The following is a 13,697-nucleotide window of genomic DNA, read 5'->3' as shown; positions in this document are numbered from 1 at the left end:
TTTGACCACGAACATATTCTTTAAACCGCTCAATTTTTAAACTTTGAACTCTAATTCTCCACTTGCCGAAAAACTGCGACCAAAAACTTTAGATCAGGTTTTGGGGCAGGAGCATTTGACCGGAAAAAACGGACCGATTCGTAAAATGTTGGAGAATGACACTTTGAATTCTCTCATCTTTTGGGGACCGCCAGGAACGGGTAAAACAACTTTAGCAGAAATTATTTCCGAAACCTCGGGTCGGAAATTTTATAAGCTTTCAGCGGTTTCAAGTGGGGTGAAAGATATTCGGGAAATCATCGATGAAGCCAAAAAGCAGAATCTTTTTTCAGGAAAATCACCGATTCTGTTCATTGATGAAATTCACAGGTTCAACAAATCGCAACAGGATTCTCTGCTTCACGCTGTGGAAAAAGGGTGGGTGGTTTTGATGGGCGCGACAACTGAAAATCCGAGTTTTGAAGTGGTTTCAGCTTTGCTTTCCCGGTCGCAGGTTTATATTTTAAAAGCATTAGGATATGAGAAATTAGAAGAGCTCATCGATATTTCTTTGCACAAATACAACCAGGATTCCCATACCGATTTCATTATTAAAGATAACGAAGCGCTCATTCAATATTCCGGTGGTGATGCCAGAAAGTTGATTAATGCCGTGGAAAATGTGCTCAATCAATTCAAAAACTCTGAGAAGAAAGAAATTGACAATGAAGATGTCCTTTCGGTTTTACAGGAAACCATGGCGCTTTATGATAAAAATGGGGAGCAACACTACGACATTATTTCTGCGTTCATTAAATCGATGCGCGGCTCTGACCCGAATGGCGCGGTGTACTGGTTGGCGAGAATGTTGGTGGGGGGAGAAGATATCAAATTCATTGCCCGAAGAATGTTGATTTTGGCTTCAGAAGATATCGGTCTGGCAAATCCAAATGCCTTGGTGATGGCTAACAATTGTTTTCAGGCAATCAATGTGATCGGAAATCCCGAGGCCAGAATAATTTTGAGTCAAACTGCAGTTTATCTGGCGGTTTCGCCAAAAAGCAATTCAACTTATGTTGCCATCAATGATGCGATTTCTATGGTTAAAAAAACCGGGAACCTTCCCGTTCCCTTGCATTTAAGAAACGCTCCGACGAAATTAATGAAAGATTTGGACTACGGAAAAGATTATGGTTACGCCCATTCTTACGAAGGTAATTTTATCGATCTGGAATTTCTCCCTGAAGAATTAAAAGGATCGTCATTTTACAAACCCGGAAATAATTCCACCGAAAATAAAATTGCTGACCAGCTCAAAAAGAAATGGAAAGATAAGTATTGATTGAACTTATTTAGATTTTCAGACAATTAGCTTTCAAGCAGATATTCATTGTAATGTCCCAGAAATTTCACGGTTGCCCCGATTGATTCTAGTTCTTCCAATGCATTTTTTGATAAAACAGGATGCCATTCATTGGCGATATTCATGAAGAAAAAATAATTCCCAAGACCCGTTTTCAATGTTCGGCTTTCAATTTTTGAAAGGTTCATTTGTCGCCAGGCGAAAACAGAAAGCACTTGATGCAATCCGCCGGCATGATCTTCGGGAAGTGTTATTAATAAAGAAGTTTTCTCGGAAGTTTTGGGTAAACCAAGTTGGAGCAAGTCTTCTTTTTTTGAAATTACGATAAACTTGGTATGATTCTGTTCGAAATCCTGAATGTTGGAATGGAGAATTTTTAAACCGTATAATTTCGCCGCATAAGAATTCGCAATTGCTGCCCATTTTTCCTGAGGATTTTCTGCGACCAATTTTGCCGCTGCTGAAGTAGAACTGAAATCACGGGTTTCCATATTTTTAAAATGGTCATGGCGGAAATGAAAAGTCTGAGCCAACGCCTGAGGATGAGAAATGATGGTTTCAAAATTCTCGTTTTCAGGATGAATCATCATTTGATGGGCAATTGGCATGATGACTTCTGTTTCTATATAAATTCCATCGAAATCATAGAGATAATCCAAGGTCATCGAAACCGTTCCTTCAATCGAGTTTTCTAAAGGAACGACCGCTTTATCGACTTCGCCATTGATCACCGCATTGAAGCAGTCTAAAATACTGGATTGCGGAATTAGTAATTTTTCGGGAAAAATTTGAGAACATGCCAGCTGTGTAAAACTTGCGTGCGGACCAAGGAATGCGATTTTCATTCAACAAAAATAAAAAAGCCATTCGAATAGAACGGCTATATTGAAATTATTTTGAAAATTTATTTCCGGTGCTGCTTATATAGGCCGTTTATGATCAGTTCATCTGTGCGGGTGAAACGGTGATTTCCGGCATTGCATAAATGTGGGATTTCGCGCGCAGTGCTACAATTTTCCTGATGTAGTTTAAATCTTTTGCTTCTTCAATCGACATGTCTTTGAATTCATAGATTTTCACGACTTTATTATCATTAAAAGATTTTGTAACGCTTTTCAGCTCCTCTTCATTTTTTACGGAGACACTTGTGATCAAAGGGTCTGCCGTGTGGTTTACCGGTGCTTTAGAAGACCCGAAGAGTCTTTTCCAGAAATTGTTTTTCACTTCCGGCGCATTGTCTTTGTCGGTTCTGTAGATGATATAATCCTGGTTTTTGATGCCTGATTTTTCTATTCCTGCAGAAACTTCTTTGATGTTTTCCTGACTTGGGAAAAGGCCAACAATCGTGTAATTCATGATAAAGTGTTTTTGTTGTTAAATTCTATGCAAATATACTTTGTAATTATTTATTAAAATCACATTATAAATAAATTAACAGAAAGTTGATAAAAATCAGGAATAATATTATTAATATGATAATTTAATTGGTGGTTGATTTTTAAACTATTTTCATTTCATTATCTTTGTGCCCGGTAACCAAAAAAAATTATTGATATGAATATCCTGCTGGCATCGACTTCTACGCTCTTTGGTGGAAATTATCTGGAATACATTAAGTCAGAAATTGCGGAACTTTTTACGGGGATTGATGAAATTGTTTTTATTCCGTTTGCAAGACCAGGCGGGATTTCACATGATGAGTATACCGAGATTGCGAAAAAGTTTTTTGCAGAGCTTAATATAAAAGTGAAAGGGCTGCATGAATTTGAAAATCAAATTGCGGCGGTGAATGAAGCTAAAGGATTTTTTGCCGGCGGCGGAAATACTTTTTTATTGGTAAAAACTTTGCATGAAAAGAATTTGATGCAGGCGGTAAAAGAAAATGTAGAAAGCGGAAAACCTTATTTGGGAACAAGTGCCGGATCGAATATTGGCGGCCTCAATATGAAAACGACAAACGATATGCCCATTGTTTATCCTCCAAGTTTTGAATGCATGGGTTTGGTTCCTTTTAATATAAATCCTCATTATCTGGATCCGAATCTGGATTTGAAACATAATGGCGAAACCCGCGAAACCCGGCTCAAAGAATTTTTAACTCAAAATAATACCAAAGTCATCGGTCTCCGGGAAGGAAACTGGATTCGAAGGATTGGGAACCGGATTACCGTTGAAGGAAATGAAATGACCAGGATTTTTGAAAAAGATAAAGAACCGTACGAAATTGAATCCGGATCTGAACTGTAATTTTTTATAACAGCGGCCGTCTCAAAATATTTGTATTGAATTTTACCGTATTCTTACCAAAGTTTGTATTTTTTTTTGAATAATGTAATTCCTGAACGAAGTCGAAAATTAACCATCGAATCTTTGCGGAAAGGCTTTTGTTTTTCTTTTAAATAGATTATTTTAGCGTTTAATCTTTCCAATTTTTTTCAATAAGTTCCATTAAAAAATCGGGACATATTATCACCTTGTTTTTTTTCGAATCCAGGAAAAATAAAGTCGTTTTTGCCTCCGTAATTTTCTCTTTAGAATCATTATAAATTTCATATTCAAAATCGATTCTGACGCCCGGTATTTTTTTTATAAAAGTATGGATTTCGAGATTTTGATCATACAAGGCTGGTTTTAAATACTTAATGGAAAATTGGGAGACGGGTAACCAGATTCCACGGTCTTCAATCTCATTATATGGCATCCCGAGTTCCCGAAAAAGTTCTACTCTGGCTACTTCAAAATAGGTAGCGTAATTGCCATAATAGACGTATTTCATAGGGTCTGTTTCGGCGTAACGCACTCTTAATGTGTGTGTTGTGTGTATCATCTTAAGTATTCAATTAGACATACAAATATATTTTTAATTAATCAATAGTACAAAGATTTTTTTTTGACAATTAAAAATTACATCTTTGTCTTCCCGTCAAAATTAACAAGCGAAGGAAAAATTGCAGCAAGAAAATGGATGAAAATTTAACTATAATTTGGGAGAAATGTCTTACGTTTATGAGGGACAACCTCAACGCAGCGGAAGACAATACCGACCTAAAAAAACTCGAGAATTCTTTTGATTTACTGTTTGATAATGTACAGCCTGTATCATTAATCAGCAATAATCTGACCTTGTTGGTTCCGAGTGATTTTTACAAAGAATATATAGAGGATAATTATCTTTCACTGCTTTCTGCAGCGCTGAAAAAAAACATTGGTAAAGGAGTGAAACTTTGGTATTCGGTGATGGAAAATAAACCGACAGGCCAGGAGAAACCGATTACTATGAACATGAAAGGGAAAAGTGTTCCGACTCCAAAAATGCAGGAAACTTTGCCGCCGTCATTCTCCGCGAACGTCATCAACCCGTTTGTCATTCCGGGAATGAAGAAAATTAATATTGATTCTAACCTGAAAGCTGATTTTTCATTTGACAATTATGTAGAAGGAGAAAGTAATAAGTTTGCTTCGACGGTAGCAAAATCAATTGCTAAAAGACCGGGTGCAACTGCTTTTAATCCATTGTTTTTGTACGGAGGTTACGGTGTTGGGAAAACTCACTTAGGGCATGCCGTTGGTTTGGAAGTTAAAAATGCTTTTCCTGAAAAAGTGGTTCTTTATTTATCATCCGAGAAATTTATCCAGCAGTTTGTCTCTGCAGCGAAAGCGCACAAGCAGACAGAATTTGCTAATTTTTATCAAATGGTTGATGTGTTGATCATTGATGATATTCAGTTTCTTTCAGGGAAAAAATCGACTCAGGACAGTTTCTTCCACATTTTCGATTATCTGCACCAAAACGGAAAACAGATTATCTTAACCTCAGATAAAGCACCGGTTGATATTCTGGATATTCAGGACCGTATTGTTTCTAGATTTAAATGGGGGCTTTCAGCGGAAATTAAATCTCCTGATTTCGATACCAGACGTAAAATCATCGTTGATAAATTAAGCCGTGACGGAATTGTTTTGACAGAAGATATGCTCGATTTCCTTGCATCAGAAGTAAAAACAAACGTCCGTGAACTGATCGGAGTTATCAATTCTGTAATTGCCTATTCTACGATTTATAAATCTGAATTATCTTTAGAACTTCTAAAAGAAACGATTAATAAAATCGCTGCCAATCAGAAAAAAGTCATCAATATTCCTTACATTCAGGAAGTTGTCTGTGAATATTTCGGAATTGAAAGAGAGCAGTTGTTGTCGAAAACCCGTAAAAGAGAAATTGCGTTGCCAAGGCAGTTAGCGATGTATTTTGCAAAAGAGTTCACGAATGCTACGTTTAATAAAATTGGTGAAGAAATGGGCGGAAAAGACCATTCAACCGTCATGTACGCTTGTGACACCATTAAAGATGTTTCAAAAATAGACAAAGAAATTAAGAAATACGTAAAAGAATTAACTGAAAAAATTAAACAGTAATTTTTATTACCGCCATTATCTAAAAGGAGTTTTTTTAAAAATTCCTTTTTTTATTTTGTATTTTGCATTTTTAATAAAAGTTACATGAAAATTTTAATGGTCTGCCTGGGCAATATCTGCAGAAGTCCTTTAGCGGAAGGGATCCTGCAGTCGAAACTTCCTGAAGGCTTTATCGTAGATTCTGCCGGCACGATTGATATGCATGAAGGTAAAAGTCCAGATTACCGCTCTATCCAAACCGCTCACAACTATCATGTTGATATTTCTCAACAGAAATCAAGGCCTTTTACAACCAAAGATTTTGAAGAATTTGACCATATTTACTGTATGGACCAAAATAATTTAACTGATGTTTTATCATTAGCAAAATCAGATTACCAACGAAATAAAGTTTCTTTAATTTTAGACAACAGTCAGGAAGTTCCGGATCCTTACTGGAGTGAAATGGCAGAGTTTGATCGGGTTTATCGGCTTTTAGATAAGGCGTGCGAAAGAATTGCTTCTGATTTGAAGAGCCAAGAGAAAGAGCCAGGTAAAAAGTAACAGGAGGTAATTTAAAAAAAATATTTATTATTCGGTTATTCAAATAATCAAAATACTCAACCATCCAAATCCTCAACCACCCCAAAAACCAATCCCTTAACCATACTCTTCCTAATTCGTGCTTACATATCAGGAAACTAACCGATCTTCTGAGGGTGATCCGGATGCATTTGAGCGCGTTTATCAATTGCTGGATAAGGCGCCCACTTGGTTGGTTTTTTACTAAAGTTTTGTTACATTTTTTCATGGGTTTTCTTGGAGAACCACGGTTTAGTAATTTGGCAGCATTTACTAGATGAACACCCTGTTTTGCGATATTTACATAAGTCGCCATCCATTCCAGCGTCCCAATTTTGCAAACGCTGCATTTGGTAATATCAATGCCGTATTTCATGGCAGCTAAAACCGCAACCGGAAACTTTAGAAACAATTCTAAACATTTATTCGAAGATCATATTTTTCCCGCAAGTTACAGAGCCCCGTTCCAGCGCGCTGCAATCCGTGCATCCATAAAAAACAAAACCTTTTTCTCTCCCTAAGAAATTAGTCTCGGAATATAAACGTTAAGGAACGTATTCTTGAATATCGGCATAGTCATAACGATCAATTCGCTCGAAACTTTGAAAAGTGAAATCGAAGATTACACCAGTTTTATTTATTACATAGTTTAAAAATAATCTTATAGAATATTTTAATGTTGGATTTCCCCAAGATTAGACTGATTAATACCTACAACCGGTATGAGAAGAAATGAAACGCCTTTGCGTTAAATATTTCTCCACTGTCAGGACTATTTTAATCTATCAGCGGTCTGTTATCTTTTATCTTTATTCTATTAAAAAAAAACCTCACAAAAAACTATCTTTACACCCGCAATGAAAAAAAACCAAAAATCAGCCGCCATAGGTTTCATTTTCGTCACGCTGTTAATCGATATTACGGGGTGGGGAATCGTGATTCCTGTCGTCCCGAAACTGATTCAGGAATTGGTTGGTACAACAGATTTAAGCGTTGCTTCCCGCTACGGAGGCTGGCTCAGTTTTGCCTATGCAGGAATGCAGTTTATCTTCGCATCCGTTTTAGGGGGTTTGAGTGACAAATACGGCAGAAGACCAATCATCCTTTTTTCGTTATTGGGATTCTCCCTGAATTTTTTCATCCAGGCAATTGCTCCCACGATTTTCTGGCTTTTTGTAGGAAGAATTTTCTCTGGAGTTACCGGTGCGAGTATTACCACGGCAAGTGCTTATATCGCCGATATTTCGAATGATGAAGACCGGGCAAAAAACTTTGGCGTAATCGGTGCAGCCTTTGGTTTAGGATTTATAATCGGTCCGGTGATCGGAGGGTTTCTGGGGCAATATGGGGCGCGGGTTCCTTTCTACGCTGCTTCGGTTTTATGTTTGGTCAACTTCCTTTATGGCTGGTTTATTATTCCGGAAAGTCTCGACAAAGTACATCGGCGGCCTTTCAACTGGAAACGAGCAAACCCTGTTGGTTCCCTGCTGCAATTGAAGAAACATCCGGAAATTTTGGGATTGATTTCAACTTTGGTTCTCGTGTATATTGCCGGACATGCCGTACAAACGAACTGGACTTTCTTTACCATGTACAAATTCGGCTGGAGCGAGAAACTGGTCGGTCTTTCCTTAGGCTTTGTGGGCTTGATGGCGGCTTTGGTTCAGGGATATTTAATCCGGCTGATACAACCCAAACTCGGTAATGAAAGAACCATCGTGTACGGACTGGCACTTTATGCAGTGGGTTTGCTTCTCTTTGCTTTTGCCAGTGAAAGTTGGATGATGTTTGCCTTTCTGGTGCCGTATGGTTTAGGTGGAATTGCCGGACCTGCACTACAATCGGTAATATCAGCCCAAGTTCCAAAGAATGAACAGGGCGAACTGCAAGGTGCTTTGGCTAGTTTAATCAGTTTTACTGCGATTATCGGTCCGCCATTAATGACGAATATTTTTTATTACTTTACCCACGATTCTGCACCTTTTATATTTCCCGGAGCACCCTTTTTCCTTGGATTTATATTAATGACAGTGAGTGTTGTTTTGGTCAACCGCCTTTTTCCCAGAAAGAAAAAATTTTAGCTGCCGGATCTTATTATTTTTTTCGCTATAATTTTAAGAATAATTTAATTTTAAAAATGAAAAACGATACCATAATCTTTTGTAATTTTACGCCATGGAATTAAGTATAGGTGAAATGCTCATGATTGCCCTAGCAATTGTTGTCTTGTTTGGTCCTAATAAATTGCCGCAGATTGCACGCGATTTAGGGGAAGGAGTACGCAAAATGCGTGGCGCCATGGAAGATGTAAAAACTGAAATACTGAAAGAAACAGACAATCCTGTCTCGGAAATCAAAAGAGAAATCGACAAAGTGAAACAGGCAGCAATGGACTTTAATCCTTTGACTGAACTGGATAAAGAGGCTCTTGCCAGAAGAGAAGAGCCGAAAGTCAATCTTGCCGATAATGATACCCACGAGGGACCAGTAAGCCGCTAATATGCAGGAAATTATTCAGAAAGACCAATCCATTTTTCTTTTTCTCAATAATATGGGAAGTGAGTCTTTTGATCAATTATGGCTCATGATCTCAGCAACGTGGATTTGGATTCCGCTCTATGTTATTTTTCTTTACCTTTTATTTAAAAACTTCAAACTCCGGAATATCGTTTTTATTCTGATTTTCATTGCTTTGGGAGTTACCGTTTCCGATCAGTTGGCGGGTATTTTCAAAACTGGAATCGGCCGCTTACGACCGTGTCACGATCCTGCACTCACCGGAATAATGCGTTCTGTACAATGTGGCGGACAATATGGATTTTATTCCAGCCATGCTGCCAATACCTTTTTTATCGCCACTTTTATGACTTTGCTTTTGAACAAAAAATACCGGTTCTTTCCTTATATTTTGTTTTCCTGGGCAATTATTGTGTCTTATAGCCGAATTTATCTGGGCGTACATTTTCCGTTAGATGTTTTGATGGGAGCTTTGATGGGCTTTTTTACAGGAGGGTTTTTCGCCACTTTAGCCTTAAAGGTAATCCACAAGCAGAACAGGTCAAATTCTACAACTTCCGTTTTGGAATAGTTTTCATTAAAATTTATTTTTAATAAACCTCCAAGTTCGCCGGAAATAGTAATGAACTTAATTTCTTAACTGAAATTTTAACGGTTAATTTTCCGTAGTACATTCTTAAATTTTCAAATTTTGGAATTGCGGAAATTATTAGTGCAATATTCCTGTTTGATCATTCTCATTTCTTCGGCCACTCCTATCTTTTTTATATCTTTGCTTCTATGTCAGAAAATAACGATAAACGTCTCTTCCTCATCGATGCATTTGCGATGATTTTCCGTGGATATTATGCTTTAATCAGAAGTCCCCGGGTAACAAGTACCGGTATTGATACTTCCGCAATTTTTGGTTTTACCAACTCTTTAATCGAATTGATCCGCAGAGAAAAACCAACACATCTCGCGGTGGTTTTCGATGTCGGACAAGCCAGTGTGAGAACCGCTGATTTTGCTGATTATAAAGCCCACAGAAGCGAAACTCCTGAAGCGATAAAATTAGCGATTCCTTATATTCACCGTATTTTAAAGGCAATGCATGTTCCGATTTTGGGTCTGGAAGGTTATGAAGCCGACGATGTTATCGGAACGATTGCGTGCAAAGCCGAAAAAGAGGGTTACCAGATTTTTATGGTAACGCCCGATAAAGATTTTGCCCAATTGGTCACTGAAAATGTCAAAATTTATAAGCCAGGATTAAAAGGGGCTGAATTTGAAATTTTGGGGATTGAAGAAGTTAAAATGAAATATGAAATCGAAGATCCCAAACAGGTTATCGATTTTCTAGCAATGATGGGCGACGCCGTGGATAATATTCCCGGTTTGGAAGGAGTCGGCGAAAAAACGGCCAAGAAATTTCTGAAAGAATACGGCAGCATCGAGAACCTTTTAGCCAACACGGCAGATTTAAAAGGAAAAATGAAAGAAAAAGTGGAGAATTCTGCCGAACGGGGAATACTTTCCAAAAAATTGGCGACGATTATTTGTGATGTGCCCATTGAGTTTCATCAGGAACAATATGATTTAGATACGCCGGATTTCGAAAAAGTAAAAGAGGTTTTTGATGAAATTGAATTTCGACGTTTATACGAAAATCTGTATCGTGCTTTCGCTCCGACAAATGAAAGTGCAAAATCTAATGTGAAACCATCCCTTTCAAATCCTCAACCTACAAAGGGTGGCGACCAATCCATGCAGCTGGATTTGTTTGCAAACTTTGAAGAATTAGATCAGGCAACAACAACCAAAGGAAGCGTTTTTGATAACGATCATCTTTATCAGTACATCGATTCCCAAAAAGCGCAGCATATTTTAGCTCAAAATTTAATTACGAAAAAAGCGGTTTCGTTCCATATAGAAACCACTTCCTCAGACGAAATGGAAGCCGAACTCATCGGAATGAGTTTTTCCTACCAAGACGGATTGGCGTATTATATTCCGTTATCAGAAAATAGGGACGAAGTTGTAGAAACCTTAGAAATTTTCCGCCCGTTTTTTGAGAAGCAGGATATATTGAAAATCGGTCACAACATAAAATTTGATTACAAAGTTTTAAAAAGATACGGCATTGCTGTTGAAGGATTGCTCTTCGACACGATGATTGCGCATTATTTACTCAGTCCGGACGGTCGGCATGTTTTAGAGTATCTTTCCGAAATGTACCTTAATTACAAACCAATTTCAATTGAATCTTTAATTGGTAAAAAAGGAAAAAATCAGGCAACGTTCCGGTCGCTTACCATTGAAGAACAGACAAAATATGCTGCCGAAGATGCCGACATCAGTTGGAGGTTGTACGGCGTTTTCGCACCACAACTTCAGAAAGAAAATCTCGAAGATTTATTTTTCAAAGTAGAAATGCCTTTAATGAAAGTTCTGGCCAAGATGGAACTGGAAGGAATTGCCCTCGATAAAAAATGGTTGGCGCAGGAAAGTATCGATTTAGAAAATGATTTGCGGAACCTTGAGAAAACGATTTTCGAACTTTCGGGGGAAGAATTTAATATGAATTCGCCGAAACAGTTGGGCGAAGTTTTATTTGAAAAAATGCAGCTCGATCCCAAGGCCAAGAAAACGAAATCCGGTCAGTATGCCACTTCCGAAGATATTTTGCAGAAATTATCTTCAAAGCACGAAATCATTAAACACATTTTAGAATACCGGACCTATCAAAAATTAAAATCCACTTACGTCGATGCTTTACCGCTTCAAATCGATAAAACAGACCATCGCGTTCATACCAATTTTTCTCAGACTACCGCTGCAACAGGGCGTTTGGCCAGTGTAAATCCGAATCTGCAGAATATTCCGATCCGGACTTTGCGCGGTCAGCAGATTCGTGGTGCTTTTGTCGCCAATCCGGGAAATAAGATTATTGCGGCGGATTATTCTCAAATCGAACTGCGCTTAATTGCCGCAATTTCGGAAGAAGAAAATATGATTAAAGCCTTTCAAAATGGCGAAGATATTCATGCTTCTACGGCCTCTAAATTATTTGGGGTTCCTTTGGAAGAAGTAACCAAAACCCAGCGTTCACAGGCAAAAACCGTTAATTTCGGTATTCTTTATGGTCAAGGAGCTTTCGGATTAGCGGAACAAACCGGTCTTTCAAGAAAGGAAGCGAAAGAAATGATTGAGTCTTATTTTGAAACCTATCCAAAGTTGAAAAAGTACATGGCGGATCAAGTAGTGAAAGCGCAGCAAATGGGTTATGTTGAAACTATTCTGCACCGTAAAAGACATCTTAAAGACATCAATTCTGCCAACTTTGTCGTAAAAGCGCATGCCGAAAGAAACGCCGTAAATGCACCAATTCAGGGAAGTGCAGCTGATGTTATTAAACTGGCAATGATTAAAATTGACCAGAAACTGACCGAAAAGAATTTAAAGACGAAAATGCTTTTGCAGGTTCATGATGAACTCGTTTTTGAAGCACCGGAAGAAGAACTGGAAACCGTAACCGCCTTAATTAAAAAAGAAATGGAATCCGCTTACGAAACGACGGTTCCTTTATTAGTCGAAGTTGGAGTAGGAGATAACTGGCTGGAAGCGCATTAGAATTTGAATTTTTAATGCCTACAAACTGGATTTAATTTAAGCAGTCGTTTGGTAAATCAGTGGAATAAGAAGTTCAATTAATTTTAAATGTAAAAATTATGAAAGCAGTAGTATTTTACGAACACGCAGATGCGCCAATGGAAAAATTCATGGAAGTTTTTCCCAAACATCAAGTGGTAGAAGATGAATTTATAAAAGCCGGAAAAGTTTTGGGAACCGGTGCGTTTGCTGTTCCCGGAGAAGGCGCGATGGCGATTTTTATCGATAAAGCCGTTGCCGAAGAGTTTGTGAAAAGAGATCCTTTTGTTTTGGAAGGATTGATCGCAAAAGTTACCATCAAAGAATGGAACGACGAAATGTAGATTATGAAATTCCTGATCATCATTCCAACACACAACGAAGAGAATAATATTCTTTTCACCCTGAAATCTCTGCAACAACAAACTTTTCAGGATTTTTCCTGCATTGTAGTCAATGATGGTTCTACGGACAAAACCCAGCAGGTTGTTGACGGATTTATTCTTAACCATCCTAAATTTAAAATTCTGAATTTACAGGAATCAGCGCATCAACCTGGCGCGAAAGTAGTCCGGACTTTTAATAAAGGTTTAGAAACCGTTGTTTTAAATGATTTTGATGTCATCTGTAAATTCGATGCAGATATTATTTTTCCGCCCAATTATTTAATGAAAGTTAATCAGATCTACGAAACGCAGCCTAAAGCAGGAATGGTATCGGGGATCGTTAAAATACCGAAATCTATTTTTGAAATGGCGTTGGCATTCGATTTTAAAGATGAAAAGCACCAATGGAAATTCGAAAATTTATCCTCCAAAAATCATGTTCGCGGCCCGATAAAATCCTATAGGAAACAATGCTTTCAGGATATGAAGGGTTTGCGCCCGGTTTTGGGCTGGGATAATATCGATGTGATGTTGGCCAGAATAAACGGTTGGGAAATTATCACTATAAAAGATTTGTGGGTCAAGCATTTACGTCCGACCGCTTTTCAGTATAAGAATCAGAAAGCCGAAAAACTCGGTGAGTATTTTTATAATATTGGGTTGAATCTGCCTTTGACTCTGATTTCATCGGCAAAATCATCATTGAAAAACAGATCATTGGGAGAGTTTTTAACGACGATGAAATCTTTTTTTAAACAAAAAGGAAAACGGGAATTATCAAAAGATGAAATCAAATTTATAAGAAAATTACGCTGGAAACAGATATTCACTAAAAAATAAACAAA

At 37.8% G+C, this 13,697-nt stretch carries 13 protein-coding genes; 10 read left to right on the top strand and 3 right to left on the bottom strand.

Going from position 1 to position 13,697, the window contains the following annotated elements:
* The first annotated feature begins 43 nt into the window (after positions 1 to 43).
* A complete protein-coding gene (locus NBC122_RS00320) occupies positions 44 to 1,321 on the top strand; it encodes a replication-associated recombination protein A (RefSeq protein ID WP_133438467.1) in 1,278 nt (425 codons plus the stop codon).
* A 26-nt stretch (positions 1,322 to 1,347) separates the two neighbouring features.
* On the opposite strand, the gene pheA is transcribed toward NBC122_RS00320, so the two are convergent.
* Together pheA and NBC122_RS00310 are read right to left on the bottom strand one after the other, a co-directional pair.
* Positions 1,348 to 2,187, bottom strand: a complete 840-nt coding sequence (pheA, locus tag NBC122_RS00315; RefSeq protein ID WP_133438466.1) for a prephenate dehydratase — start codon at positions 2,185 to 2,187, stop codon at positions 1,348 to 1,350.
* Positions 2,188 to 2,281: 94 nt separating this feature from the next.
* Positions 2,282 to 2,698: a hypothetical protein gene (locus tag NBC122_RS00310; RefSeq protein ID WP_133438465.1), complete on the bottom strand. Its 417-nt coding sequence runs from the start codon at positions 2,696 to 2,698 to the stop codon at positions 2,282 to 2,284.
* A gap of 198 nt (positions 2,699 to 2,896) precedes the next feature.
* On the opposite strand from NBC122_RS00310, the gene pepE reads away from it, so the two are divergent.
* Positions 2,897 to 3,589: a dipeptidase PepE gene (gene pepE, locus NBC122_RS00305; RefSeq protein ID WP_133438464.1), complete on the top strand. Its 693-nt coding sequence runs from the start codon at positions 2,897 to 2,899 to the stop codon at positions 3,587 to 3,589.
* Between the two features lie 169 nt (positions 3,590 to 3,758).
* Here pepE and NBC122_RS00300 read toward each other — a convergent pair whose 3' ends face one another.
* The gene (locus tag NBC122_RS00300) at positions 3,759 to 4,169 is read right to left on the bottom strand and encodes an acyl-CoA thioesterase (protein ID WP_133438463.1); all 411 of its coding nucleotides are present in this window, start codon (positions 4,167 to 4,169) and stop codon (positions 3,759 to 3,761) included.
* Between the two features lie 134 nt (positions 4,170 to 4,303).
* Here NBC122_RS00300 and dnaA point away from each other — a divergent pair, with 134 nt between their 5' ends.
* From dnaA to NBC122_RS00260, 8 genes are all read left to right on the top strand, one after another.
* The gene (gene dnaA, locus NBC122_RS00295; RefSeq protein ID WP_133438462.1) at positions 4,304 to 5,758 is read left to right on the top strand and encodes a chromosomal replication initiator protein DnaA; all 1,455 of its coding nucleotides are present in this window, start codon (positions 4,304 to 4,306) and stop codon (positions 5,756 to 5,758) included.
* Positions 5,759 to 5,842: 84 nt separating this feature from the next.
* Positions 5,843 to 6,301 carry a low molecular weight protein-tyrosine-phosphatase gene (locus NBC122_RS00290; RefSeq protein ID WP_133438461.1) on the top strand — a complete coding sequence of 153 codons (459 nt, stop codon included), beginning with the start codon at positions 5,843 to 5,845 and terminating at the stop codon, positions 6,299 to 6,301.
* An 875-nt stretch (positions 6,302 to 7,176) separates the two neighbouring features.
* Positions 7,177 to 8,400, top strand: a complete 1,224-nt coding sequence (locus NBC122_RS00285) for a TCR/Tet family MFS transporter (protein WP_133438460.1) — start codon at positions 7,177 to 7,179, stop codon at positions 8,398 to 8,400.
* 94 nt (positions 8,401 to 8,494) lie between these two features.
* Positions 8,495 to 8,818, top strand: coding sequence for a Sec-independent protein translocase subunit TatA/TatB (locus NBC122_RS00280; RefSeq protein ID WP_133438459.1), 324 nt, complete (start codon positions 8,495 to 8,497; stop codon positions 8,816 to 8,818).
* A 1-nt stretch (position 8,819) separates the two neighbouring features.
* A complete protein-coding gene (locus NBC122_RS00275) occupies positions 8,820 to 9,407 on the top strand; it encodes a phosphatase PAP2 family protein (protein ID WP_133438458.1) in 588 nt (195 codons plus the stop codon).
* A 209-nt stretch (positions 9,408 to 9,616) separates the two neighbouring features.
* On the top strand, positions 9,617 to 12,448 hold the full coding sequence (gene polA, locus NBC122_RS00270; RefSeq protein WP_133438457.1) for a DNA polymerase I: 2,832 nt from the start codon (positions 9,617 to 9,619) through the stop codon (positions 12,446 to 12,448).
* 98 nt (positions 12,449 to 12,546) lie between these two features.
* Positions 12,547 to 12,810: a YciI family protein gene (locus tag NBC122_RS00265; RefSeq protein ID WP_133438456.1), complete on the top strand. Its 264-nt coding sequence runs from the start codon at positions 12,547 to 12,549 to the stop codon at positions 12,808 to 12,810.
* Positions 12,811 to 12,813: 3 nt separating this feature from the next.
* Positions 12,814 to 13,692 (top strand): glycosyltransferase family 2 protein, encoded by an 879-nt coding sequence (locus NBC122_RS00260; RefSeq protein ID WP_133438455.1) that lies wholly within the window; start codon positions 12,814 to 12,816, stop codon positions 13,690 to 13,692.
* Positions 13,693 to 13,697 lie beyond the last annotated feature (5 nt).

It is taken from the genome of Chryseobacterium salivictor, assembly GCF_004359195.1.
Classification (GTDB): domain Bacteria; phylum Bacteroidota; class Bacteroidia; order Flavobacteriales; family Weeksellaceae; genus Kaistella; species Kaistella salivictor.
The sequence above is the reverse complement of the archived record's forward strand: the minus strand, read 5'-3'. Positions and strand labels throughout refer to the sequence as shown.

What these genes read in the sequence shown, in the direction of transcription:
- pheA (WP_133438466.1), bottom strand. Translation starts at nt 2,187, where the DNA reads ATGAAAATCGCATTCCTTGGTCCGCACGCAAGTTTTACACAGCTGGCA.
- NBC122_RS00310 (WP_133438465.1), bottom strand. Translation starts at nt 2,698, where the DNA reads ATGAATTACACGATTGTTGGCCTTTTCCCAAGTCAGGAAAACATCAAA.
- pepE (WP_133438464.1), top strand. Translation starts at nt 2,897, where the DNA reads ATGAATATCCTGCTGGCATCGACTTCTACGCTCTTTGGTGGAAATTAT.
- NBC122_RS00300 (WP_133438463.1), bottom strand. Translation starts at nt 4,169, where the DNA reads ATGATACACACAACACACACATTAAGAGTGCGTTACGCCGAAACAGAC.
- dnaA (WP_133438462.1), top strand. Translation starts at nt 4,304, where the DNA reads ATGGATGAAAATTTAACTATAATTTGGGAGAAATGTCTTACGTTTATG.
- NBC122_RS00290 (WP_133438461.1), top strand. Translation starts at nt 5,843, where the DNA reads ATGAAAATTTTAATGGTCTGCCTGGGCAATATCTGCAGAAGTCCTTTA.
- NBC122_RS00285 (WP_133438460.1), top strand. Translation starts at nt 7,177, where the DNA reads ATGAAAAAAAACCAAAAATCAGCCGCCATAGGTTTCATTTTCGTCACG.
- NBC122_RS00280 (WP_133438459.1), top strand. Translation starts at nt 8,495, where the DNA reads ATGGAATTAAGTATAGGTGAAATGCTCATGATTGCCCTAGCAATTGTT.
- NBC122_RS00275 (WP_133438458.1), top strand. Translation starts at nt 8,820, where the DNA reads ATGCAGGAAATTATTCAGAAAGACCAATCCATTTTTCTTTTTCTCAAT.
- polA (WP_133438457.1), top strand. Translation starts at nt 9,617, where the DNA reads ATGTCAGAAAATAACGATAAACGTCTCTTCCTCATCGATGCATTTGCG.
- NBC122_RS00265 (WP_133438456.1), top strand. Translation starts at nt 12,547, where the DNA reads ATGAAAGCAGTAGTATTTTACGAACACGCAGATGCGCCAATGGAAAAA.
- NBC122_RS00260 (WP_133438455.1), top strand. Translation starts at nt 12,814, where the DNA reads ATGAAATTCCTGATCATCATTCCAACACACAACGAAGAGAATAATATT.